A 22337-nucleotide genomic window follows, 5' to 3' on the forward strand; every position below is an offset into this window, starting at 1 on the left:
TCTAGCCGGTGACCTGGTGGCCGATCGCGTGCTCGACGGCGCTCAGCGCGTCGTCGGCACCGGCCGCGTCCGTGCCGCCACCCTGCGCGACATCGTCCTTGCCGCCACCGCGGCCACCGAGCTTCTCGGCCGCGATCCGGACCAGGTCGCCGGCCTTCAGCCGCCACTCACGAGCCATGTCGTTGAGCGCGATCACCACGCCGGGCTTGCCGTCGTTCACGCTCAGCACGGCGACCACGGCCGGCTTGTCGTTCGGCATCCGGCCGCGGACGTCCAGCGCCAGCTTGCGCAGGTCGCCGCCGTTCACGCCGTCGGGTGCGCGGTGGCCGACGTACTGGACGCCGAAGACGTCCTTCGGCTCCTTCGCCAACTCGGCCGCGGCCTCCAGCACCTGCGCGGCGCGCATCCGCTCGAGTTCCTTCTCGGCCACCCGCAGCCGCTCGGCCAGGTCGGCGACCTTGGCGGGCAGCTCCTCCGGGCGGGCCTTCAGGTTCTCGCTGAGCAGCCGGACCAGGGCCCGCTCGCGGCCGAGGTAGTGCAACGCCTCCATGCCGACGAACGCCTCGATCCGCCGGACACCGGCGCCGACCGAGGACTCACCGGTGACGGTCAGCGCACCGACCTGCGACGAGTGCTTCACGTGCGTACCGCCGCAGAGCTCACGCGACCACGGCCCGCCGATCTCGACCACGCGGACCTGCTCGTCGTACGTCTCACCGAACAGCGCCAGCGCGCCCCAGTCCCGGGCCTCGGGCAGCGTCATGTACTGCGCCGACACCGGAAGGTCCTGCCGTACGGCGAGGTTCGCGACCTCCTCGATCTCGGACCGGGTCGCGGGGTCCAGCGCCGACGACCACGCGAAGTCGAGCCGCAGGTAACCGGGCTTGTTGTACGAACCGCTCTGCAGCGCGTTCGGGCCGAGCACCTGGCGCAGCGCGGCGTGCACGACGTGCGTACCGGAGTGCGCCTGGCAGGCCGAGACCCGCCACTCGTGGTCGACCGCGGCGTGCACGTCCTCGCCGGGACGCAGGACGCCCTCGACAACCTCGACCTTGTGCACGATCAGGCCCTTGACCGGGCGCTGTACGTCGAGCACCTTCAGCTTCAGGCCGTCGCCGACGATCAGGCCCTCGTCGGCGATCTGGCCGCCGGACTCGGCGTAGAACGGGGTCTTCTCGAGCACGACCTCGACGGTCTCGCCCTGCTCGGCGAACGGCGCGACCGCACCCTCACGCAGCAGGCCACGGACCTGGGAGTCGCTGGAGAGCTCCTGGTAGCCGGTGAACTCGGTGACGCCCTTCTCCCGCAGCTCCCGGTAGCCCGAGGTATCCGCGTGACCGGCCTTCTTGGCACGGGCGTCGGCCTTGGCCCGCTCGCGCTGCTCCTTCATCAGCGAGCGGAAGCCCTCGGTGTCGACGTTCAGGCCCTGCTCGGCCGCCATCTCGACGGTCAGGTCGATCGGGAAGCCGTACGTGTCGTGCAGCTGGAACGCCTTCGCGCCCTCGAGCTGGTGCGCACCGCCCGCCTTGGTGTCGCGCACCGCCACGTCGAAGATCGTCGTACCGGCCGTGAGAGTACGGCGGAACGCCTCCTCCTCGGCGTACGCGACCTGGCTGATCCGGCCGAAGTCGGTGACCAGCTCCGGGTACGACTTCTTCATCTGCTCCAGGCTCACCGGGAGCAGCTCGACCAGGCTCGGGTCCTCGTAACCGAGCAGACGCATCGAGCGGATCGCCCGGCGCAGCAGGCGACGCAGCACGTACCCGCCCTGCTCGTTGCCCGGCGTGACGCCGTCGCCGATCAGCATCAGCGCGCTGCGCACGTGGTCGGCGACGACCCGGAACCGGACGTCGTCCTCGTGCTCCGCGCCGTACTTGCGGCCGGTCAGCTCGGTCGCCTTCTCGATCACCGGGTAGATCTCGTCGATCTCGTACATGTTGTCGACGCCCTGCAGCAGGTACGCGACCCGCTCCAGGCCGAGACCGGTGTCGATGTTCTTCTTCGGCAGCTCGCCGAGGATCGGGTAGCCGTCCTTGCCGCCACCCTCACCGCGGATGTTCTGCATGAAGACCAGGTTCCAGAACTCCAGGTAGCGGTCGCCCGCCTCCCAGTCCCGGTCCGCGCCGAACTCCGGGCCGCGGTCGATCAGGATCTCCGAGCACGGGCCGCACGGACCCGGGATGCCCATCGACCAGAAGTTGTCCTTCATGCCGAGCCGGACGATCCGGTCGTCGGGCAGCCCGGCGACCCGCTTCCAGATGTCGATCGCCTCGTCGTCCTCGTAGTACACCGAGGCGTAGAGGACGGACTCGTCGAAGCCGTAGCCGCCCTCGTTCTGCGGCTTGGTGACCAGCTCCCAGGCGAACTTGACGGCGTCTTCCTTGAAGTAGTCGCCGAACGAGAAGTTGCCGTTCATCTGGAAGAAGGTGCCGTGCCGGGTGGTCTTGCCGACCTCCTCGATGTCGAGGGTCCGCACACACTTCTGCACGCTGGTCGCGCGCGGGTACGGCGGGGTCTGCTGGCCGACGAAGTACGGCACGAACTGGGCCATGCCGGCGACATTGAACAGCAGGTTCGGGTCCGGCGACGGCAGCGGCGCGCTCGGCACCACGGTGTGGCCCCGGTCCTCGAAGTACTGCAGGAACCGCCGCCTGATCTCACTGGTTTCCATGGGTGTTACCGGTAGTCCTCACGCTGTGTCGAATCAGTCTGGGATGCGTTCTCGATGCCCAGCGCGTCGCGCAGCTCGGTCTCCCGCTCGGCCATGCCCTCGCGGACCTGGTCGCCGAAGTGCCGGACCGCGGCGGCAAGCTTGGCCGCGGACTCCTGGACACTCTCCGGAGCGAGGATCTGGGCCCGCTTCTTCAGCCGGGTCACGGCGTACACGCCGACGGCGATCCCGACGATCAGCCAGAAGATCCGCTTCACCGCTTCCGCGCCTTCCGCTCGGCCTTCATCTCTTCCTTGACGCGCCGCGACACGTCCTTGCGCTGCTGCTCACCGAGCGCCCGGCGGACGCCGTAGGTGAACGCAGCCGCCTTCACCAGCGGGCCGCCGGCGGTAGCCGAGAACAGCGACATCAGCGCGGCCGCGTTCGTGGTCACGGTGGTCGCGTTGTCGGTGATCGTGTCCACCTTCGCCAGCTGGGCGTTCGTGGTCGCCACCGTGGTGGTCACCTCGCCGAGCAGCGGGACACTGGAGTCGGAGACGCCCTTCACCATGATCCGGGTCTCGTCGAACACCTTGCCGAGCTTCAGGATCGGATAGGCCAGCAGGCCCACCAGGATGAGCAGCGCGCAGGCGGCTATCAGCCCCGCTACTTCACCGACGCTCATGGAAACGATCCACCTTCCGTAGCGACCTCATGCGACCTGCCGCGAACTCTGTGCGACCTTGTGGACCGCCCGACCTTATCGCGCGCCCCTGTAGCACTCCGCTCCAGGACACCATCCCTCACATCACAGTCCCTCACCAAACCGCGTTGTGAGGGTCAGGAGTTGCCGCGCTCGCAGGCGATTCCGTCGCCGTTGCTGTCCAACTCCGGGGTGTAGCCGGGGTCGCCTCGGTACAGCGGAGCCTTGCCGGCGGCCCTGACCTCGGCGCAGTCCCGGTAGACGACCGCGGGCGTGCTGCTGGGCGTGGCCGACGGTACGGCGGTGCTCGCGGTCGGTGTCGGCGTCGGCGTACTGGGTGACGGGGTGGTCGGGGCCGGCGTGGTGGTCGTCGGCGTCGTCGGCGTCGTCGGCGTGATGGGTGACGGGGTGCTTGATGACGGTGCGGTGGGTGCTGTGGTCGTGGGTGACGTGGTGCTTGCTGTTGGGGTGCCGGGTGGGGTTCCCGTCGTGGGGTCCGGGGTGGTCGGGTCGTTCGTGGTCGGGTCGTTCGTGCTCGGGCCGGTCAACGGCGTGTTGGACGTGGACCCTGCGCTCGTCTGCGGTGCGAGGGGGTTCAGCGGCTTTCCGACCGGGAACGTCGGCCGCGTGCTCGATCGCGTCGTACCTTCCGACCGATCGATCGTCGGACTGTACGAGCTGCCGGCCTGCGGTGCCTGGCCGGACTCCGAGTGCTGGGACCTGAACGGGAACAGGAACACCGCTCCGGCCAGCACAGCGACTGCTGCCGCGGCCACACCGAGCTTGAGCACCGGCGGACGCTTACGAAGATGCCGTGGACCGTTCTGGGGATGGGGCTGCCTCAAAACCAAATACCTTCCGCCCCCAGGCCGAGATGCAGCCTACCGACTCGAACGCTTCAATCGAAGCTCACGGTGAGTGCCTGCACGGCTCCGTCCGGCGCCCAGCGCAGCTCCATCGAGCCGGTTCCACCACCTGACCAGCGAAAACGCGCCCGCTCGTCGCCGTCCTCGAGCAGCGTCATCGTCTCAGCCGGCGGATTCTCCCGGTACGCCGCAGCAACCGCCGTCCGCCCTTCGAACGGACCGACCGGGACGCCGACGAACCGCATCGTCGCGTCGGTGGCGAACCGATCGGCGAACGTGTGCCAGTCGCCCGTGGTCACCGCCAGGTTGAAGGCGTCGACGTGGTCCGCCGTACGACTCATCCGCGGCTCATTTGCGGTCCCGGAGGATCTTGCGGATGGCGGCGACGCGGTCGGCGTACGCCGCTTCGCCGCCGCGGCGGGTGGGCTTGTAGTAGTCGGTGCCGTCGATCACGTCCGGGGCGTACTGCTGCGGGAGGACGCCGCGCGGGTCGTCGTGGGAGTACTGGTACGACGACCCGTGGCCGATCTTCTTCGCGCCGGCGTAGTGCGCGTCCCGCAGGTGCGGCGGGACCGGGCCGACCTTGCCCGCCTTCACGTCCGCGATCGCCGCGTCGACGGCCATGATCACCGCGTTGGACTTCGGCGCGAGTGCGAGCGCGACGACCGCCTGGGCGAGATTGATCCGCGCCTCCGGCATTCCGATCAGCTGCACTGCCTCGGCGGCGGCGATCGCGACGCCGAGCGCGGTCGGGTCCCCCATGCCGATGTCCTCGCTGGCCGAGATCACCAGCCGGCGCGCGATGAACCGTGGGTCCTCCCCCGCCTCGATCATCCGGGCCAGGTAGTGCATCGCCGCGTCCACGTCCGAACCACGGATCGACTTGATCATCGCGGAGGTGACGTCGTAGTGCTGATCCCCGGCCCGGTCGTACCGCACCGCAGCCCGATCAACCGCAGTCTCCAACGTCTTGAGGTCGATCAGCGCAGGCTTACCAGGCTCGGTCTGCTCCTGCTTGGCGCGGGCTCCGCCGGCCGCGGCTTCCAGGTACGTGAGTGCCCGGCGGGCGTCTCCGCCGGCCATCCGGAGCAAGTGATCCCGCGAGTCCGGGGCCAGCTCGAACTCGCCGTTCAACCCGCGCTCGTCGGCCAGCGCCCGGTCCAGCAGGAGCGCGATGTCGTCGTCGGTCAGCGACTCGAGCGTCAGCAGCAGACTGCGGGACAGCAAGGGCGAGATGACCGAGAAGAACGGATTCTCGGTGGTCGCGGCGACCAGGGTCACCCAACGGTTCTCGACGCCCGGCAAGAGCGCGTCCTGCTGGGCTTTCGTGAAGCGGTGGACCTCGTCGATGAACAGTACGGTCTCGACCGTTCCGGTCGCGCGGGACAGGTCCCGGCGCGCGCCGTCGATCACTTGCCGTACGTCCTTCACACCGGCGGTGACCGCCGACAGCTCGACGAACTTCCGGTTGGTCTGGTGCGAGACGACGGCCGCGATCGTCGTCTTGCCCGTCCCTGGAGGGCCCCAGAGCAGCAGCGACATCGGCTGGTCGCCCTCCACAAGCCGGCGCAACGGCGAGCCGGGCGCCAGCAGATGCTGCTGGCCTACCAGCTCGTCCAAACTGCGCGGCCGCATCCGCACCGCCAGCGGAGCCGCGGTGTGGTCCGCGTCCGCCAGACTCCCACCACCACGGGCCGGCGCCAGCGCACCCGGAAGATCGAACAACCCATCACTCACCCCAGAAGCCTATCCACCCCCACCGACAGCCCGCCGAACACCGGACCGCTCGCACCACCGGGGAGCCACGCCACCGCCCAGCTCCCGTCTTTGAGCACCCACCAACCATTTCAGCGCTCGTCGAACGGTTGGTGGGTGCTCAAAGACGATGTGAGTAGGTCAGCGGCCGTGGTCGGGGCGGCGGGTGGTGGCATTTCGGATGGCGCGGGTGTCGCGGCGAGTGGCTGGGGTGGGGGTGTCGAGGGTGTTGGTGAGGTCGGTGCGGACGGAGCGGAGCTGGGCCTGGGCGGGGTCGAGGCCTGGCTCGGGAGGATTCTGCCTGGCATTCCAGCTCTTGACGGTTTGCGTTATGGCCACCGCGGCGGCGGGTGCCAGCATCGCCGCCTGAGCCAGGTCTGGCGCACCGCTCGCGGTCACGCCGGCGGCGTACACCAGGCTCCCCACGACGAGCCTGACCTGGTGCCGGTACGACGCGTCCTCGGCGGCGGACATCTGCTGCCGTACGGCGAGCTCATCCTGGCCGTCCATAAGCTTCTGCCCCTGCTGGACCAGCTCATCGGCCGCGTCGCGCAGCGGCCGACTCAACTCCGCCTTGGCGCCTCGTGTCACCACGTCCCGCAGCAAGGAAGCCCGGGCGAGTCGGGTCAGGGACTGCGCGAGCCACTCGTCGCCGCTGGCCGGTACGTCGGCTGTCCCGCCGTACGCCGTGCCGAACTCGCGACGGAAGTCGGCGATGTCCTTCATCGCCGTGGGGCGCCCGCGGAAGTCAGCCATCATCTTCGCCTGCGCGGCCGCGTCTTCGACGCGCAACCCCTCGTGATTGTGGGGATCGAGCGCCAGGTCGGCCGCCTTCGCCAGGATCTGCTCCGCGTCCGTCCCGCCGCCACCGCGCAACGCATCGTCCATCTTCAGCTGCTTCCACCAGTGCGCGAGCCGGTCGGCCGTCTGCTGGCCCCGGTCCGTCGCATCGGCCGGCAACGACCGCTCGTACTTGTCGAGCGCGAGCAACGCCTCGGTGGCGAACATCTCCACGACCTGCCGTGTCGCCGCGATGGGCCGACCGCGGTCTTCCCCGGCAGTCACCGGCGACCGTCCAGCTCGGCCTGTACGTCCTCGATCGCCTGCGCCCGGACGCGCAACCGATCGAACTCCTCGGACAGTTCCGGACCCGCCGGCTGGTAGTCGGCATCGTCCGCGGCCTCGTCCGGGATGTACCACCAGCGGTCGGCGTACCAGGTCGGACCGACCTCCATCCCGGCGAGCAAGGGCGTCGCCTCTCCGGAGTCCAGCAACTCACGCACGCGCTCTTGTGACAGCTTGTCGTCCGTCATTCACCTGACTGTAGGCCGCCGAGGGGCGAACACGAGGTGCCATGTGCCGCTGCGCCGGAGCAGCACGATCGTCGGGACCTGCAGTACGACGATCGTGGCGACAGTGATCACCGGGTCGGTAGCCGGTACGACGGAGATCGGCAAGGTGTACGCCACAACGATCCGCACGATCCCGTCGATGATCGTCGCGATCCCCCAGAACACCGTGATCCACTTCCACGCGTCCCGGAACCGCGCGTTCGTCTCCCACAGCTGCTCCATCGCGCGCGCCCGCCGCGGCATCAACGCGAGCGTGACGATGTAGGTCAGCGGCTGCGGATGCCGCAGCGACCACAACGTGATGCCGGCGAACGGCAGACTGATCCACGCGTTGCGGACGAGCAGCAGCCGAGCGTCCCCACCCAGCACGGCGACCACCGAACTCGCCACCATACTCAGCACGACAGCCATCCCGACCAGGTCGGTACGGCGGGTGCGCACGAGCGACACCGCCGAACTGATCAGCCCCGGGACCACACCGACGAGCAGCGCGGTCAGGTCACTCGCACCGAGCGCCCGCAGACCGTAGAAGAGTCCGAGCGGGAGTGCGATGTCGACGACGAGGAGCCAGGGACCTCTGTGCGTGCTGGGCATGCCGAGAGCGTCGCCCACCGAGCCGCCGGCCGGCATCGAGCCGACGGCTGTCCGCACCTAGACCAAAGTCTCAGTCCTTCTTCTTCTCGACCCCGTCGTCAGCTTCGTCTTCGTCGTCGGCGTCGGCGTCGCGGAGCTCTTCGGGCAGGTCGTCCTCGTCGAACTCCTCCGGGAGGATTTCCTCGGACTCGGCGGACGACTCGGGCTTGATCGCGTTCCGGAGGCGGCCGAGGATCCGGTCCGCCTCGGTGCCGAACGGGTTGTCGTTGACCAGGTACGTCCAGGTCGCGGTCGGCCGCGGGATGCCGCTGGTCTCCTCGTTCAGGCCCTCGGAGGTGATCTCCGCGTCCGTGAACGTCTCGGCCGTGTCCTTCCAGGCGTCCTCGATCAGCGTGTCGAACGACGCGATCGCCGACTTGTTGAACTCGTCGATCGGCTTCATGTGCACGATCCCGCCGGCCAGCGAGCGCAGGTGGATGCCCTCGCGCAGATCCGCCAGATACGCCAGGTGGTCGGTCCAGCGCCGGTCCAGATGCCGCAGCGCGATCCGCCGCGCCGCAGCCTTCACCACGTCCTCGCCGACCTCGTCGACCAGTTCGTCGTACCGCTCCTTGGCGCGCTCGGCGAGCTCGTCCGCGGCCAGATCCTCGGTCAGCACCTTCTCGCGGGTCTCGAGCAGGATCGCCCGCTGCTGCCCCGTGAGTCGGTTGTACTGCCACGTCGTACGGTGCAGTTCCGCGTTCGCGCCGTCCGCGACCCGCTGGGCGTGCTCGAGCATGCCGACCGACTTGCGGTCCGTGAGACGGCCGGTGTCGTCCGGGTGCGGGCGGAGGCCCGACGAAACGGAGTACCGCGTGACGAGCTCGTCGGCGAGGCTGGCGAAGAACAGCGACCCGCCCGGGTCACCCTGCCGCCCCGCGCGACCGCGCAGCTGGTCGTCCAGCCGGCGCGACGCGTGCAGACCGGTGCCGACGACGTAGAGGCCGCCGAGCTCGAGGGCCTTGTCCTTGTCGTGCGTCTCGTCCTTGCCGCCCAGCCGGATGTCGGTACCGCGGCCGGCCATCTGCGTCGACACGGTGACCGTCCCCGGCACACCGGCCTCCGCGATGATCGCCGCTTCCTCGGCATCGTTCTTCGCGTTCAGGACGACGTGCTCGATCTCGGCCGCCTCGAGCTTGTCGCTGAGCTGCTCGGACTCCTCGACGCTGTGCGTCCCGATCAGGATCGGCCGCCCGGTCTCGTGCACCTCACCGATGTGCTTGACCAGTGCCTCGTTCTTCTGGTCGACGGTCAGGTACAGCCGGTCCTGGTCGTCCTTGCGGACGTTCGGCTTGTTCGGCGGTACGACGGCGACCTCGACGTCGTAGAACTCCTGGAGCGACTCCCCCACGACGACCGCCGTACCGGTCATGCCACACAGCGACTTGTACCGCTTGATCAGCGCCTGCACGGTGATGCTGTCGAGCACCTCACCGGAGTCGCTGACCGGCACGGCCTCCTTCGCCTCGACCGCCGCCTGCAGACCGTCCGGCCAGCGCTGCAGCTTGGCGATCCGGCCGCGGTTGTTGTTGATCAGGCTGACCTTGCCGTCGCGGACCAGGTAGTCGACGTCCTTGCGCAGCAGCACCTCGGCGTGCAGCGCGACGTTGATCTGGGTCAAGCGGTCCAGGTTTTCGTCGTCGTACAGGTTGAACCCCGGACGCTCAGGCTCGGCCGCGGCCCCGTCGTCAGCGTCAGCGTCAGCGTCTGAAGTGGCGTCGGAATCGGTCCCGACGCTGTCGTCGGCGCCCGTCTCGGAGTCGACCTCGCCGACGTCACCTGCGTCGCCGTCAGCCGCGTCGCCGACCTCGGCCGCTGCCTCCTCGGCCGCGCGTTCGCCGAGCGCCTTCTCGACCTTGTCGGTGCCTCGGTCCGTCAGCGCGACCGTCCGGCCGTCGCCGTCGATCTCGTAGTCGACCCCCGCGCGCAGCGTCCGGACGAGCTGTACGACGTCGTCGTCGAGCGCCTCGTTCCGGGTCGCGCCGGCCAGCACCATCGGGACCCGGGCCTCGTCGATCAGCACCGAGTCGGCCTCGTCCACCAGCGCCACGTCGGCCTCGACGGTGACCCGGTCCGCGACGTCGGTGACGAGGCGGTCCCGGAGTACGTCGAAGCCGATCTCGCTGACCGGGACGTAGCAGACCTCCGCCTGGTACGCCTCGCGGCGCTCCTCCGGCGTGGACGCCTGGCCGACATGCGACACGGTGACGCCGAGCAGCTCGTACACCGGGCCCATCCACTCGGCGTCGCGCTTGGCGAGGTAGTCGTTGACCGCCAGCACGTGCACCTTGCGGCCACCCACGGCGTACCCGGCGGCGGCGATCGCGCCGGCCAGCGTCTTGCCCTCACCGGTCGCCATCTCGACGACCCGGCCCTGCAGCATCGCCAGCGCGCCGACGACCTGGCCGTCGAACGCGCGCTCGCCGATCGCCCGGTTCCCCGCGTCCCGGGCCAGCGCGAGGAACTCGATCTGCTCGTCCTCGTGCAGCCCGCCGGTGGTGCGCAGTTCCGCGACCGCCTCGGTGAGCTCTTCGTCGGTCAGGGAGAGGACCGATTCCTCCGCCTCGCCGACCAGCTGGGTGAGCCGTTCGTACGGGCCGAGATCGATCGAGCCGGGGCGCTGCAGCAGCCGGCGGAAGCGAGAAGCGATTTTCAGGGCCATGATGCAGGCAACGTACAGCCTCGGTGTGTCGTTCCGCAGGTCAGGTCAGGGTGTCCATTCGTACGGCGTTGTCACAGTTACGCCGTACAGGCCGAGTTTCTGCAGGATGGGGCGGGAGTCCTCGGACGCGTCGACGCGGAGGAACTCGTAGCCGCGCTCCTTCGCGAGGCGGGCGCGATGAGCGAGCAGTGCGCTGTAGATGCCCTGCCTGCGCCACTCCGGTAGCGTGCCGCCGCCCCAAAGGCTGGCGAACCCGGTGCCCGGATGGAACCGGATCCAGGCGGCCGACACGGCGGGTCCGTCCGGGCCCTTCAGCGCGTCCTCGACCAGGAACACCGACAACCGGTCCGGGAACATCCGCGCCTCCCCCGCGAGCCGCTCGACGATCCGTTCAAGACCGCTGTTCCACAGGGTGTCGGTGAGTACGCCGATCCGGTGGAAGTCGTCCGGCCCGTCGGCCTCCCGCAGCCGTACCTTCGACGGCAGCGCGGACGGCCGCTCCAGGATCCGGTCCACCTCGCCGAGGATCAGCGTCTCCGGCTCTTCCTGCGTGAACCCGGCCCGGACCAGCCGCTCACCAAGGTCGGCCGGTTCGTCGTACGCGTATGTCTTCCACTCGAACGGCAGGCCGCGCTCCCGGAAGAACGCCACCTCCTGGGCGATCACCGCGTCCGGGTCGTCGCCCAGCCCGCGCGGTGTCTCGACGAACCCGGCTCCCTCGGCGCCCTCGACGTACGAACGGTGCACGAGACCGTCGTGCTCCTGCTTCCAGCCGGGGATCGCGTCGGCGTCCGGCAACCGGATCCGCCGGTGGAAAACGTCGAGCAGCTCTTCAGGGGTCATCTGCACATCGTGCCCGATCGACTACCTGAAATCACCGGGCTCGAAAGTAAACCAGTTGGCCACTGGTGTCGTCCAAGTAAGTGTCCATACAAGGGGGAAAAGCATCATGAAGATCCAGCACAAAATACCCAAGACGATCGTCGCCGCACTCGCGGTGCTCGCCGTCCCCGCGGCCGCGTTCGCCGCGCCGGCACTGACCGGATCGTCCACCGCCCCCCGCACCGCATCGACAGTCTCGACCGCGTCCTGCCCGCGCGGCTGGGGATCGTTGCCCGAGGCAAACAGCAACGTTCGTGCTTCGACGCCCGCGACGACCTCTGTCACCAACGTGCGCACCGGACGGCACGCCTGCTACGACCGGTTCGTCGTCGACCTGACCGGCGGACCGACAGGGTACGACGTCCGCTACGTCCGCAACGTCTACCAGGACGGCTCGGGCTTCCTCGTCCCGCTGCGGGGCGGCGCGAAACTGCAGATCGTCGTGCGCGCGCCGTCGTACAACATCGACACCGGTAAGGCGACGTACAGCCCGAAGAACCCGAAGGCGCTGACCAACGTGGCCGGGTACAGCACGTTCCGGCAGCTCGCGTTCGCCGGGAGCTTCGAGGGTCAGACGACGATCGGTCTGGGCGTCCGCGCCCGGCTCCCGTTCCGCGTCTTCACGCTCGCGGGACCGGGCTCGAACTCCCGACTGGTGATCGACGTCGCTCACCACTGGTAAGCCCCCCACAAAAGCGGCCGCCCGTTCCCCGCGGGCGGCCGCGCCTTGTGTTCGCTACAGCACTCTGTTGAGCAGGTCGTAGAAGCTGTTCGCCAGGATCAGCTCGTACGGGTCGCCGAGTAGTGCTCCGAGTTCGGCCATGTCGGACGGCGTCCAGGACCAGGCACCGATCCCACCGGAGATGAACAGCGGGCTCGCACCGTCCCAGTTGGCGATCCGCTGGTCGAGCGCGGCCTTGAACTCGGCAGCCTTACCGGGTGCACCCCACTGTCCGGTGATCGGCAGACCGCCTTGGCGGACGGTGAGCGGGTCTCCGTCCCAGGTCTGCATGATGCCCTTCGTCGGCGTGTACTCGGCGTACCCTCCGGCGATCTCCGGCGACAGCAGGATCCACTTGTCGTCCTGGCGGCTGCTGTACGCGTACACGACGTCGAGCCCGGTACGGCGCATGAAGCCGCCGGTCATCTTCAGGTACTCGGTCAGCTCGGCGGGCTTCCACGAACCCGGGTACGTGTAACCGCCGCCGGACGGGCCGCAGACCAGGAGGTCGTTGGAGCTCGCGGTGCGCTGGAAGTAGCTGTAGATACCGGGGCCGGTTTCGGCGAGCAGCGGGCTGATGGTCCAGTTGGTCGGCACCTGCCCGCGTTTCGGGTCGTCCCAGATCTCGCGCAGCCGGCGCTGGCAGTACTGGATGTTGTCGCCTTCACCGAAGGTCAGGGTCAGGTAGACCTTGTTCTTCGGCTTGTCGATCCGGCGTACCGGCCGGGGCTTGTCGGAGATCGGTGCGGTGAAGCCGGCGTGCACGGTGCCGTTCATGTAGAAGTCGGCCGCGACCACGGGCGAACCGCCCTTGCTCGCGAGATCGACGCCGTCCCACTCACCGGAGACGTCGTTCGCGAACCAGCCCATGTACGGCGCCAGCGTCGGGTACTTCGCGTAGTGCTCGATGAGCAGGTCGCCCGTCGCGCCACCCGGTGGTAGCCAGCTCACCAGGGCCTTGGTGGCCACCACGTAGTCGCGGAAGTACGCGAACGGTTCGATGCGGGTCGGCGACGTGTCGGTCGCGGAGACCAGGTACTGGTTCCACATCTCCACGGTCACGACGAGGGACGTCGTACCGGCTGGTGGTTCGAAGCGGTAGATCCAGTAGTTGCCGCCGTCGGCGAAGCGGTTGTTCTCACCGCCGATCGAGGAGTGCGAGCCGTCGAACAGGTACGGCGCTTCCTCCGGTGTGTTGGGGAGGAAGTGGGCGATCTCGGTGCCGTTGGCCTTGACGGAGACCGACAGCACCGAAGCACCCCAGCCGTCGTCGGTGAACGAGTCCGCGAACCGGACGTACACGGCCTCCTTGCCGAGCTTCGGCGAGACGTCCAGGTCGTACGTACCGCGGTTCGACGAGTCGCGGATCTGCTGTGTTTCGCGGGCGATCTCCTGCCACTGGACGCCCTCGACGTCGACCACGCGGGTCGGCGGCAGGCCGGCGAGCAGCTTGTGGGTGACCTTGGGGAACAGGTTGTCCAGCTGCCACCGATACGTCTTCACGCGGTCGTCGTCGAACATCCCGCGCAGGTCCTTCACGATCTTCAGACCGTGTGCCTTGGCCTGATCCGCGTCGGCGACGACCGCGTTCTCGAGTCCGGCGAGCGTCGTCGCCACGTTCAGCGAGTCCGGTACGGCGGGGTCGTGCACGATCGCGCCGCGGATCCGGCCGCGGTACTTCGCGACCAGGTCCAGCGGGTTCTTGTACAGCTTGGTCGGCAGGTGCATGTCGGCCAGCCATTTGGCGTCCGGCACGCTCACCGTGCCGGTGTCGTACAGGAAGTACAACTCGGGCTCAGTACGGTTGACGATGCCTTGCAACGTTGTCAGCAGGGTCTGGTCTCCCCCGCTGAGCTTGCTCACATCGCCGTAATCCAGGTGTCTCGGGCGGTTGAACACCGGCAGCAGCCGAGCGGGGCTGCCGGACGTCGATGAAACCGCAGCCTGCGCTGTCGACAAGAAGCCCGGAACTACTCCGAGCCCACCCACCGTCACCGCACCGCTGCCCGCCAGGAACGCACGTCTCGAAACCATCGCGACCACTCCCTGAGGTTGACATCGATGTCAAATCAGCCCGGAATCTAGCAACGCCAAGAGAGCGTGTACATAGCTCGTTACAACGTTGGCCCGATTTCTTGGAATCGTTTCCGCAGGACGCGCTCGAGGACTCGAGACAGGCGACCGGGTCTGTGAACAGGCAATAGCGGCTCTTCTGTCCGATGTGTGGGTGAACTGCGAGGCCGTGAGACAGGTTCTGGTGGGCTCGTACCTGGTATTCCCTGTCCGCAGCACCCGAAAGGTGTCTCTTCCCCCGGCAACCGGCTGACCGCGCTCACGAGTAACCGCAGTCCGCCGGAGACGGCAAGTTGACCCAGGAGACCGACCGTCGGTCAGGGCGTGGGTGGCTTGGGACGGCGGAATCGTAAGCGGAAGTTGGCGTCGTACTCGAGTTTTGTGTAGCCGGCGGAGTGGACGCCGACGGCGAAGAAACCGACCAGGAGGAACGTGATGCCGGCGATCGTCGAGATGTGCCAGAAGGCCGCGGTGAGGCCGACGAACGCGGACCCTTCCGCGGCCGCCTTGGCCACGCTGACAAGGCGGGACCTGGTCGCCTGGCGGCGGAACGTCTCCTGCCGGTTCAGCACCAGGAGCGCCGCCAGCAGCGGGATCGAGACCGCGAACGCGACCACGCAGATCGTCGCGGTCAGATCCAGCGGCGACGTGGTCAGGAACGGTTGGACGACCACCAGTCCGGCGGCGGACAGTCCGCCGTAGATCAGGTTCGACTGCCGGATCTCCTCCTCCTGAACCGCCGGGTCAGCCTTCGCGTCCTCCGCCTCCGACTCGATCAGCTCAGCTTGCGCCACGGCTGCCTCGCGAGCCGCCTGCTCGACCAGGAGGTCCTCGTCCTCGTTCATGCGCACATCTTCCCGGAGCCGCGGGCCGTCACGACACCAAGGCTCTTTGGTAGCGGCGGCGATACCAGCGTTGGGCAACCAGAACTGCCGGAAAAGCCAACCGCCACGCACCCCGGCCCGGCCGTGTCATGGACCGTATCGTCAGCCACACCGCCCCGTCGGGTGAACGGTGCACGACGAACGCTTCCTCACCCGAGACGGGGTGACCTTGGCGCGTGCCGTAAGCAAAGCCACGTCGGTCAGGACGAGCGACCACAGCGACAACCCGAACCGGCTCTCTCAGCGTGCACGGTCCGAGCGCTGCGAGCAGCGTGTAGTCCTGGTCCTCCCGAACTGCCGGTTCGCCACCGATAGAGGGCTGGACGGAGAATCCGCTGCGAGTCTTGATGGTCCACCGCCCCATCGCGGCCGCCGCGACGTCCCAGCACTCCACGCCCTGTCCGATGCAGGTCGTCCGCTCAAAGCGTCGATACCCGACCGGCGCAGCTGTCCACACGCGGTCAGAAACGCACGTCGCCCCCACGGCCGAGTACGTCATGTCCGTCGTCACAACCCCATTGTGTGCAAATTCAGTGGTTGGCCGGAGTACGGCGGGACATAGTAAGCGGGTGCGGTACTACTACGCCGAGCACCAGGCGGCCTACGAGCGGCTCGAGCGGGAAGGGCTGACGCAGTGGAACGACCTGTTCGAGGACGATCGCACCGATGACTTCGACGCTTTCCCGAACCGATCTTTCCTCGAGCACGCACTCCCCCAACTCCCGGAGTCGGCCGACGTACTGGAATACGGCTGCGGCACCGGCGCCGCGGCGTGCTTCCTGGCCGCACGAGGGTTCCGCGTCGACGCGATCGACCTGATCCCGGAAGCGATCACCCTCGCCCGCCGGTTCGCGCGACAACGAGGCGTGACCGTCAACTTCAGCGTGCAGGACGTGTGCGCAATGCCTGCCGGGAGCAAGCAGTACGACGTGATTGTCGACAGCTACTGCCTCCAGTCGATCGTCACGGACCCGACCGCGCCAACGTCCTCGCCGCCGTACGCGACCGCCTGAAACCCAACGGCCACTACATCCTCTCGACAGCCATGTACGACCCGGACCGCGTCTACGACGACCACTTCCGGTACGACGCCACCACCGGCATCTGCTACGAGAGATCCACCGAAACAGCTCCCGACGCAGTCGAACTCGACAACACCTGGTACCTCCCCCACCGCCGCCACCTGCGTCCGGACGCGCTCCGTGCCGAGCTGGAGCGGGCCGGGCTGCGCGTCATCTCACAGGACGGCGGCAACGTCATCTCAGTCGGAGCGTTCCGACCAGGAGCGCACCAAGAGACCACGCGGTGAGTACAGGAAGACCTGCCGTCATCGGAGCAAGCTCTTCGACCACGTGGGGGTTTGCCACCAGTGGAGCGAGGATCGGCGGAAGATAGAGCAGGCCGAGCACGCTGCCGATGGCGACCGCGGAGTCGTGGACGACGGCGGACACTCCGACGCTGAGGACCGCGATGAGGACCAGGTACGCGACGGCGTGGCCCGCGGCACGTAGCTCGCTGCCCTCGGCAAGCGCCACCAGAGACATCGCAGTCCCGGTCACGGCAACCGCCACGGCGACTACCACTGCCTTTGCTGCCATCACGGTCGCCCGGCTGGGCACTGCAGCAAGCGTTGTGTGGATGAGGCCGGTGCTGTACTCGCCACTGACCACGAGCACGCCCAGTACTGCTACCGGCGCCTGTCCCGCGTACACACCGCTGAGCAGGACCTTGGTGCCACAGGTAGTGGCAGCCGCACACACCGCAGCGCCCAGGGCAAGAGTGACAATCACCGTGACCAGCAGCAGCCACGCGGCGTCAGGCGTCGTACGCAACTTGGTCCACTCGGCCCTCACACATCCCTCCGGCGCAGTAATACGGCGGCAACCGTCAGAGCGACCGCGGTGTATCCACACAGCACCGCCAGACCAGCCCACGGTGCTAGCGGGTAATAGCCATTCGCCGGCGTGTAGACGCTGTCGACCTGCGGGTAGCGAGTCAACGTCTGCTGTACGGCGAATGCAGCGGCCGGAGTCACCCGTGTCATCCACTGCGCCAGCGACGGCGGCAGGAACGGCGTGAGCGCCAGGAGGTACGGCAGAACGGTCACAACGACCACGGTGGTGACGGCTGTCGCACTGCGCCGCAGAATGACGCCAACGCTCAACGCCAGAACAGCCGTGCTGGCTAGTACTGCCGCCGTACCCACCTCAGCCCGGAGCAGTACCAGCGGACCAGCTGGAAACACGTAAGCACCGAGGCTGCGAACTACCCGCAACCACAGCGGTACTGCGAGCGCAGTGGCTATGAGAGCAGCTGCGAACGTCGCACCGGCAAGCACCACGGCCTTCGCCAGCAGCATGCGGACCCGGCCGGTGCCGGCGCTCAAGCTGAGCCTTATCACCCCGTACCGGTACTCCGTGGTGACCATCAGGGTGCCCACGACAACGATCACGATCAGCGCCGGGAAGGTACCGAAGAGCAGGTCGCCGGCGGCAGCTCCCACTGGTACGTCGCTGCGGGTCGCCGGCCCGAGATCGCCGCGACCCGTCATGGTGAAGCCTGCACCTGAAGAGACCACGCTCCCGGCCCACTCAGCGACCGGCCAAGCGCCAGCCAGCTCCGGGCTGCTGAACACCGCGGTCGCAGTGTCGTCGGCGATGCCGATCCCCCTGATCCGAGACGGGCAGGCAACGAACAGCCCTGCCTGCACGGGGCCGCTCAATTGCACCTTGTCGACCACGGTCCACCGAGCGCCGTCCGCCGACGCCTCACCGGTCACTGTGTCTCCGGAGCGCGTAAGCCGCAACCAACGCGCCGCCGGACCAGCCTTGTCGTACAGGTAGTCGTGCTGCATCCGTACGCCGTGCCCGCCGGTGACCATGATCGCCGCGTACCGCGACCCTGCCCTCATCAGCAGCCCGGCCTTCGCCCACGGCCCGCCCTGCTCGGAGGACAGCTTGCTGACGGCAACGGTGATCTGACCGTCCCCTGCCAACGGCCGGTGCACGAAGGAGTAGGAGTTGTTGACCGGCTGGCCGTCCGGCCCTGTCACAGAAGACGTCTTGTCACCCGGCCCGCCGCCGAGACCAGTCAGAGGGAACAGCAGGATCAGCAGCGCCGCCCCGACAACGCCCCGCACCCAGCCAGGCACGGACCGGAACTTGGTGAACTCCGCCCGCAACAGGTTCACGCCGGCGCTCCCCGGTACTCGACTGCCTCGCCGGTCAGGTCCAGGTACGCCTCTTCCAGCGTCGCCCGGTGTGGCGTGAGCTCGGAGAAGGGTAGGCCGTTGGCCGTCAGCACAGCCACGATCTGCTCGGCCGCAAGACGCCGTACGACGAGTCCGTCGGCCTCCACCACTTGGCCGCCTGCAGCTGTGAGTGCTGCGGCGACCGGCTCAGGTGTGCTGGTACGCAGCCGCACCCGATCACCCGAGACCGCCGCGATCAGCTCGGCGACACTGCTGTCAGCAATCACCCGGCCGCGACCTACAACAACCACGTGCTGGGCCATGTCCTGTAGCTCGCTCATCAGGTGGCTGGACACCAGTACGGCCCGCCCCTGCTCGGCCAGAGAGCGCAGGAAGCGACGCAGCCACACGATGCCTTCGGGGTCCATGCCGTTGAACGGCTCGTCCAGCATGATCGTGGGTGGATCACCCAGCAACGCAGCCGCGATACCGAGCCGTTGCCGCATGCCCAGCGAGTAGCCGCCGGCGGTACGGCGACTTGCGGACGCCAGCCCCACCTGCTCGATCACCTCGTCGACGCGACGCGTGCCAAGGCCCTGTGTCTGTGCCAGCCACAGGAGGTGGTTGCGGCCGCTTCGGGCCGGGTGCAGAGCCGATGCATCCAGCAACGAGCCAAGCGAACGCAGTGGGTGCCTCAGCGACCGGTATGGCCGGCCACAGACCAGTGCGTGTCCCGCATCGGCAGTCTGCAGCCCCAGGATGATCCGCATGGTCGTGGACTTCCCGGCGCCGTTCGGCCCGACGAACCCGGTCACCCGCCCGGGCCGTGCCGTGAACGTCATCCCGTCCAGCGCCGTCGTCCCGCCGTACAACTTCCGCAACTCCGCGACCTCGATCGATGTCATGGCATGGTTTGTACGCGGACCGCGGTGACGCCTCGGTGCGCTCGGCTGTCACCTGGTTGTCACCAGCCGCCTGGCATCGTGGACCGCCGTACCTCGAGAGGAGCTGGGCAGATGAGAGTGCTGGTGGTTGAGGATCACCAGACGCTGAACCGGCTGATCGCCACCGGCCTGCGCCGCGAGGCGATGGCTGTCGACACGGCTCTCGACGGCCGGGACGCGCTGGAGCGGCTGGCCGTCACGCGGTACGACGTCGTAGTCCTGGATCGCGATCTGCCCGAGGTGCACGGCGACGAGGTCTGCCGGCGGATCGTGGCAGGCGGAGCGGCCGAGCGGGTGCTGATGCTGACCGCGGCCGGGACGGTGCGCGATCGGGTCGAGGGGCTCGGCCTGGGCGCCGACGACTACCTGCCGAAGCCGTTCGATCTCGCGGAGCTGGTGGCCCGCGTACGGGCTCTGGGACGGCGGTCCGCGCCGGCACTGCCGCCCGTCCTGGACAACGGCGATCTGAGTCTGGATCCGAACCGCCGGGTCGCGTTCCGGGCCGGACGGCGGCTGGAGCTCAGCCCGAAGGAGTTCGCGGTCCTCGAACACCTGCTCGCCGCCGGCGGTCGCGCCGTACCGGCCGAAGAGCTGCTCGAACGCGTCTGGGACGAGGCGGCCGATCCGTTCACGACAACGGTGAAGACCACGATCGGGCGGCTGCGCAGCAAACTCGGCGACCCGCCGGCCATCCACACCGTCCGCGAGGGCGGCTACCGGATCGACGCCCCATGACAGCCCTCCCCCGACTCCGCACCCGACTCGCGCTGCTCCACACCGCGCTCGCCTTCGTCTGCAGCGTGGTGGTGCTGGGAGTCGTGGCGCTGGGGATGTTCAACGGCAGCCTCACGACGAGCGGGTCGACGAACAACCTCACCGCCGTACTGCGCTATGCCGCCGTCGCGCTCGTACCACTGGCAGTAGCCTCGATCGCCCTCGGCTGGATGATCGCCGGCCGGGCGCTTCGTCCGCTCGACACGATCACCCGCGCCGCGCGCAGTATGTCCGCTCAGGACCTGGAGACCCGGCTCCGCGTACCGCCGGGGTACAGCGAGTTCACCGAGCTTGCCGGCACGTTGGACGGGCTGCTGCGACGGCTGCACGAATCGTTCGCCGCACAACGGCAATTCGTCGCCAACGCGTCGCACGAGCTGCGTACGCCGCTCACCGTGCAGCGGACGCTCCTCCAACTCACGCTGGCCGACCCTGATGCGTCTGCCGACACTCTCCGATCGGCGTGCGAAGAACTGCTGGATCTCGGCCGGCAGCAAGAGCAGCTGATCGACGCGCTCCTCACCTTGGCGACCGGCTACGACGGAATCGACCAGCGGGAACGCTTCGACCTCGCCGACCTGACGTCGCAGATCGTCCTGGAACACCAGCCGGAAGCCGAGGCCCGCGGCATCCAGCTCTGCACCGCGTTGACCCCGGCCACGATCACAGGCGACGTACCGCTGACGGCCAGCCTGGTCACGAACCTGCTCGCCAACGCCATCCGCCACAACGTCCCCGGTGGCACCGTCGACATAGCCACCGCGGACGGCCGACTCACCGTAACCAACACCGGCCGCACGATCCCACCCGACGAGATCAGCCGGCTGACCGAGCCGTTCCAGCGGGCACAGTCTCAAGGGCACGGCCTCGGCCTGGCCATCATCACCGCCGTCGCGCGAGCCCACGGGGCCCAGCTGACCATCGAGCCCAACCCGGCCGGCGGCCTCCACGTCACCTACCAAGCGCGCTGAAGGATCTCCGTGGCTTCCGCGAACGACATACCGGCCTCACGAGCAGCCTGGGCGAGCTTCACGGCCGCGGTGTGGGTTGCTGCGTCGTCGATCTGGCTGCGGGAAGCCAGGACGAAGGTGCCGTTGCGGCCGCGGGTCTCGACGAGGTGGTCGGCTTCCAGTTCCTTGTAGGCACGCGCGACGGTGTTCACGGCCAGCCCGAGGTCCAGCGACAGCTGGCGCACCGTCGGAAGCCGGGTACCGCGCGCCAGCTCGCCGCCCCGGATCAACGCCTCGATCTGCGAGCGGACCTGCTCGTACGGCGGCGTCAGCCCGACCGGATCGACTGTGATGTCCATTCGGTCAGCATCTCAGGTGAAGTCCTCCGCGGTGTACGGCCGCTGCTCTACCAGGACCAGCCAGTTGCCCGAGTTGTCGCGCAGTACCGCTTCCACGCCGTACGGGCGGTTCGATGGTTCCTGGATGTACTCGACGCCTTTGGCGGTGAGTTCGGCGAAGGTCTTGCGGCAGTCGTCGGTGGCGAGGCCGACGCCGTGCATCGAGCCCTTCGCCATGATGCGCTGGATCCAGCCGGCCGATTCCTCGTCCATCGGCGGCCCCGGCAGCATCAGCGCCAGCTCCAGCTCCGGGTGGTCCGCCTGGTGCACGGTGCACCACCGGAAGTCCTCGCTGAGCGTGATGTCGTCGCCCAGCTCGAATCCGAGCTTCTCGGTGTAGAACGCCTTTGACTCGTCGATGTCGTTCACGTAGACCGTCACCAGGCTGACGTTGGTGATCACAAGTTCCTCCTCAAATCCGACGTGGGTACGACGCTAGGCCCCGGACTCCCCTGCCGGCTTCTCCGGAATTGCTGAGTTCAGTCCCAGCATGAACACGAAACACCCCGGGATCCGCGCCCCGGTCTGCGTCCGCTGGTACTGCGTCGGCGTCATTCCGACCAGCTCGGTGAACCGCTGCGAGAACGACCCGAGGCTGCTGTACCCGACCAGCCCGCAGACCTCGGTGACGGTCAGGTTCGTCGCCCGCAGCAGATCCGTCGCGCGCTCGATCCGCCGGCGGGTCACGTACTGCATCGGCGTCTCGCCGTACGCCGCCGCGAAACACCGCAGGAAGTGGTACTTCGACACACCCGCCGCGGCCGCCAGCGCGGCCAGGTCGAGCGGCTCGGCATAGTTGCGATCGGCAACGTCCCGCGCCCGCCGCAGATGCGGCAACAGCTCCACCGGTACGACGCTCACCTCAACGAGCCTAGGTACTTTCGGCCGGTGCCGAAAGAG

Annotated in this window: 25 protein-coding genes; 5 read left to right on the forward strand and 20 right to left on the reverse strand. The window is 68.3% G+C overall.

Annotated features, from left to right (window positions below; genetic code table 11):
- Position 1 precedes the first annotated feature (1 nt).
- The 11 genes from alaS to E0H45_RS20095 all read right to left on the reverse strand — a co-directional run bounded on the left by alaS (position 2) and on the right by E0H45_RS20095 (position 11464).
- Positions 2-2671, reverse strand: a complete 2670-nt coding sequence (gene alaS, locus E0H45_RS20045; RefSeq protein ID WP_131339401.1) for an alanine--tRNA ligase — start codon at positions 2669-2671, stop codon at positions 2-4.
- Positions 2672-2676: 5 nt separating this feature from the next.
- Positions 2677-2928: a DUF6167 family protein gene (locus tag E0H45_RS20050; protein WP_131339403.1), complete on the reverse strand. Its 252-nt coding sequence runs from the start codon at positions 2926-2928 to the stop codon at positions 2677-2679.
- Positions 2925-3335 (reverse strand): DUF948 domain-containing protein, encoded by a 411-nt coding sequence (locus tag E0H45_RS20055; RefSeq protein ID WP_130388436.1) that lies wholly within the window; start codon positions 3333-3335, stop codon positions 2925-2927. Before E0H45_RS20055 ends, E0H45_RS20050 begins: the two co-directional genes overlap by 4 nt.
- Before the next feature lie 155 nt (positions 3336-3490).
- A complete protein-coding gene (locus E0H45_RS42920; RefSeq protein WP_238155107.1) occupies positions 3491-4144 on the reverse strand; it encodes an excalibur calcium-binding domain-containing protein in 654 nt (217 codons plus the stop codon).
- Between the two features lie 107 nt (positions 4145-4251).
- Positions 4252-4560 (reverse strand): nuclear transport factor 2 family protein, encoded by a 309-nt coding sequence (locus tag E0H45_RS20065; RefSeq protein WP_131339405.1) that lies wholly within the window; start codon positions 4558-4560, stop codon positions 4252-4254.
- A gap of 7 nt (positions 4561-4567) precedes the next feature.
- Complete coding sequence (locus E0H45_RS20070) at positions 4568-5956, reverse strand: replication-associated recombination protein A (protein WP_131339407.1); 1389 nt, start codon at positions 5954-5956, stop codon at positions 4568-4570.
- Positions 5957-6115: 159 nt separating this feature from the next.
- Entirely contained in the window at positions 6116-7039 is a 924-nt protein-coding gene (locus E0H45_RS20075) for a hypothetical protein (RefSeq protein WP_131339409.1), read from the reverse strand.
- The gene (locus E0H45_RS20080) at positions 7036-7287 is read right to left on the reverse strand and encodes a hypothetical protein (protein WP_131339411.1); all 252 of its coding nucleotides are present in this window, start codon (positions 7285-7287) and stop codon (positions 7036-7038) included. The genes E0H45_RS20075 and E0H45_RS20080 overlap by 4 nt, the downstream gene beginning before the upstream one ends.
- Positions 7288-7977 (reverse strand): VC0807 family protein, encoded by a 690-nt coding sequence (locus E0H45_RS20085; RefSeq protein WP_131339413.1) that lies wholly within the window; start codon positions 7975-7977, stop codon positions 7288-7290.
- A gap of 13 nt (positions 7978-7990) precedes the next feature.
- Positions 7991-10621 (reverse strand): preprotein translocase subunit SecA, encoded by a 2631-nt coding sequence (locus E0H45_RS20090; protein WP_131339415.1) that lies wholly within the window; start codon positions 10619-10621, stop codon positions 7991-7993.
- 45 nt (positions 10622-10666) lie between these two features.
- The gene (locus tag E0H45_RS20095) at positions 10667-11464 is read right to left on the reverse strand and encodes a GNAT family N-acetyltransferase (protein ID WP_131339417.1); all 798 of its coding nucleotides are present in this window, start codon (positions 11462-11464) and stop codon (positions 10667-10669) included.
- Between the two features lie 106 nt (positions 11465-11570).
- On the opposite strand from E0H45_RS20095, the gene E0H45_RS20100 reads away from it, so the two are divergent.
- The gene (locus E0H45_RS20100; RefSeq protein WP_202872408.1) at positions 11571-12185 is read left to right on the forward strand and encodes an AMIN-like domain-containing (lipo)protein; all 615 of its coding nucleotides are present in this window, start codon (positions 11571-11573) and stop codon (positions 12183-12185) included.
- A gap of 54 nt (positions 12186-12239) precedes the next feature.
- On the opposite strand, the gene E0H45_RS20105 is transcribed toward E0H45_RS20100, so the two are convergent.
- From E0H45_RS20105 to E0H45_RS20115, 3 genes are all read right to left on the reverse strand, one after another.
- Positions 12240-14258: a GxGYxYP domain-containing protein gene (locus tag E0H45_RS20105; protein ID WP_131339420.1), complete on the reverse strand. Its 2019-nt coding sequence runs from the start codon at positions 14256-14258 to the stop codon at positions 12240-12242.
- A gap of 356 nt (positions 14259-14614) precedes the next feature.
- Positions 14615-15142, reverse strand: coding sequence for a hypothetical protein (locus tag E0H45_RS20110; RefSeq protein ID WP_131339422.1), 528 nt, complete (start codon positions 15140-15142; stop codon positions 14615-14617).
- A 28-nt stretch (positions 15143-15170) separates the two neighbouring features.
- On the reverse strand, positions 15171-15680 hold the full coding sequence (locus tag E0H45_RS20115; RefSeq protein WP_131340637.1) for a DUF1990 family protein: 510 nt from the start codon (positions 15678-15680) through the stop codon (positions 15171-15173).
- 70 nt (positions 15681-15750) lie between these two features.
- On the opposite strand from E0H45_RS20115, the gene E0H45_RS20120 reads away from it, so the two are divergent.
- Together E0H45_RS20120 and E0H45_RS20125 are read left to right on the forward strand one after the other, a co-directional pair.
- Positions 15751-16194, forward strand: coding sequence for a class I SAM-dependent methyltransferase (locus E0H45_RS20120; protein WP_202872410.1), 444 nt, complete (start codon positions 15751-15753; stop codon positions 16192-16194).
- Positions 16195-16226: 32 nt separating this feature from the next.
- Complete coding sequence (locus E0H45_RS20125) at positions 16227-16490, forward strand: hypothetical protein (RefSeq protein ID WP_131339426.1); 264 nt, start codon at positions 16227-16229, stop codon at positions 16488-16490.
- Here E0H45_RS20125 and E0H45_RS20130 read toward each other — a convergent pair.
- Genes E0H45_RS20130 through E0H45_RS20140 form a run of 3 tightly spaced genes read right to left on the reverse strand, consistent with a single transcriptional unit; the run spans position 16438 to position 19276 of the window.
- Complete coding sequence (locus E0H45_RS20130; RefSeq protein WP_202872411.1) at positions 16438-17034, reverse strand: ABC transporter permease; 597 nt, start codon at positions 17032-17034, stop codon at positions 16438-16440. The genes E0H45_RS20125 and E0H45_RS20130 overlap by 53 nt on opposite strands.
- Positions 17031-18371 carry an ABC transporter permease subunit gene (locus E0H45_RS20135; RefSeq protein WP_131339428.1) on the reverse strand — a complete coding sequence of 447 codons (1341 nt, stop codon included), beginning with the start codon at positions 18369-18371 and terminating at the stop codon, positions 17031-17033. The genes E0H45_RS20130 and E0H45_RS20135 overlap by 4 nt, the downstream gene beginning before the upstream one ends.
- Positions 18368-19276 carry an ATP-binding cassette domain-containing protein gene (locus E0H45_RS20140; protein WP_131339430.1) on the reverse strand — a complete coding sequence of 303 codons (909 nt, stop codon included), beginning with the start codon at positions 19274-19276 and terminating at the stop codon, positions 18368-18370. The genes E0H45_RS20135 and E0H45_RS20140 overlap by 4 nt, the downstream gene beginning before the upstream one ends.
- 111 nt (positions 19277-19387) lie before the next feature.
- Here E0H45_RS20140 and E0H45_RS20145 point away from each other — a divergent pair, with 111 nt between their 5' ends.
- Both E0H45_RS20145 and E0H45_RS20150 read left to right on the forward strand, forming a co-directional pair.
- A complete protein-coding gene (locus E0H45_RS20145; RefSeq protein WP_131339432.1) occupies positions 19388-20050 on the forward strand; it encodes a response regulator transcription factor in 663 nt (220 codons plus the stop codon).
- On the forward strand, positions 20047-21060 hold the full coding sequence (locus E0H45_RS20150) for a sensor histidine kinase (RefSeq protein ID WP_131339434.1): 1014 nt from the start codon (positions 20047-20049) through the stop codon (positions 21058-21060). Before E0H45_RS20145 ends, E0H45_RS20150 begins: the two co-directional genes overlap by 4 nt.
- Here E0H45_RS20150 and E0H45_RS20155 read toward each other — a convergent pair.
- Genes E0H45_RS20155 through E0H45_RS20165 form a run of 3 tightly spaced genes read right to left on the reverse strand, consistent with a single transcriptional unit; the run spans position 21045 to position 22298 of the window.
- A complete protein-coding gene (locus tag E0H45_RS20155) occupies positions 21045-21398 on the reverse strand; it encodes a GntR family transcriptional regulator (protein ID WP_131339436.1) in 354 nt (117 codons plus the stop codon). The two genes, E0H45_RS20150 and E0H45_RS20155, sit on opposite strands and share 16 nt — an antisense overlap.
- A gap of 12 nt (positions 21399-21410) precedes the next feature.
- A complete protein-coding gene (locus E0H45_RS20160; RefSeq protein ID WP_131339438.1) occupies positions 21411-21839 on the reverse strand; it encodes a VOC family protein in 429 nt (142 codons plus the stop codon).
- A gap of 33 nt (positions 21840-21872) precedes the next feature.
- Positions 21873-22298 (reverse strand): helix-turn-helix transcriptional regulator, encoded by a 426-nt coding sequence (locus E0H45_RS20165; protein ID WP_131339440.1) that lies wholly within the window; start codon positions 22296-22298, stop codon positions 21873-21875.
- Between the last annotated feature and the right edge of the window lie 39 nt (positions 22299-22337).

Origin of the sequence: Kribbella soli (assembly GCF_004331345.1) — a bacterium.
GTDB lineage: Bacteria > Actinomycetota > Actinomycetes > Propionibacteriales > Kribbellaceae > Kribbella > Kribbella soli.

Excerpts from the sequence above, each read along its gene's own strand:
- alaS (WP_131339401.1), bottom strand. The coding sequence starts at position 2,671 with ATGGAAACCAGTGAGATCAGGCGGCGGTTCCTGCAGTACTTCGAGGAC.
- E0H45_RS20055 (WP_130388436.1), bottom strand. The coding sequence starts at position 3,335 with ATGAGCGTCGGTGAAGTAGCGGGGCTGATAGCCGCCTGCGCGCTGCTC.
- E0H45_RS20065 (WP_131339405.1), bottom strand. The coding sequence starts at position 4,560 with ATGAGTCGTACGGCGGACCACGTCGACGCCTTCAACCTGGCGGTGACC.
- E0H45_RS20080 (WP_131339411.1), bottom strand. The coding sequence starts at position 7,287 with ATGACGGACGACAAGCTGTCACAAGAGCGCGTGCGTGAGTTGCTGGAC.
- E0H45_RS20090 (WP_131339415.1), bottom strand. The coding sequence starts at position 10,621 with ATGGCCCTGAAAATCGCTTCTCGCTTCCGCCGGCTGCTGCAGCGCCCC.
- E0H45_RS20095 (WP_131339417.1), bottom strand. The coding sequence starts at position 11,464 with ATGACCCCTGAAGAGCTGCTCGACGTTTTCCACCGGCGGATCCGGTTG.
- E0H45_RS20100 (WP_202872408.1), top strand. The coding sequence starts at position 11,571 with ATGAAGATCCAGCACAAAATACCCAAGACGATCGTCGCCGCACTCGCG.
- E0H45_RS20105 (WP_131339420.1), bottom strand. The coding sequence starts at position 14,258 with ATGGTTTCGAGACGTGCGTTCCTGGCGGGCAGCGGTGCGGTGACGGTG.
- E0H45_RS20110 (WP_131339422.1), bottom strand. The coding sequence starts at position 15,142 with ATGAACGAGGACGAGGACCTCCTGGTCGAGCAGGCGGCTCGCGAGGCA.
- E0H45_RS20115 (WP_131340637.1), bottom strand. The coding sequence starts at position 15,680 with ATGACGTACTCGGCCGTGGGGGCGACGTGCGTTTCTGACCGCGTGTGG.
- E0H45_RS20125 (WP_131339426.1), top strand. The coding sequence starts at position 16,227 with ATGTACGACCCGGACCGCGTCTACGACGACCACTTCCGGTACGACGCC.
- E0H45_RS20140 (WP_131339430.1), bottom strand. The coding sequence starts at position 19,276 with ATGACATCGATCGAGGTCGCGGAGTTGCGGAAGTTGTACGGCGGGACG.
- E0H45_RS20145 (WP_131339432.1), top strand. The coding sequence starts at position 19,388 with ATGAGAGTGCTGGTGGTTGAGGATCACCAGACGCTGAACCGGCTGATC.
- E0H45_RS20150 (WP_131339434.1), top strand. The coding sequence starts at position 20,047 with ATGACAGCCCTCCCCCGACTCCGCACCCGACTCGCGCTGCTCCACACC.
- E0H45_RS20155 (WP_131339436.1), bottom strand. The coding sequence starts at position 21,398 with ATGGACATCACAGTCGATCCGGTCGGGCTGACGCCGCCGTACGAGCAG.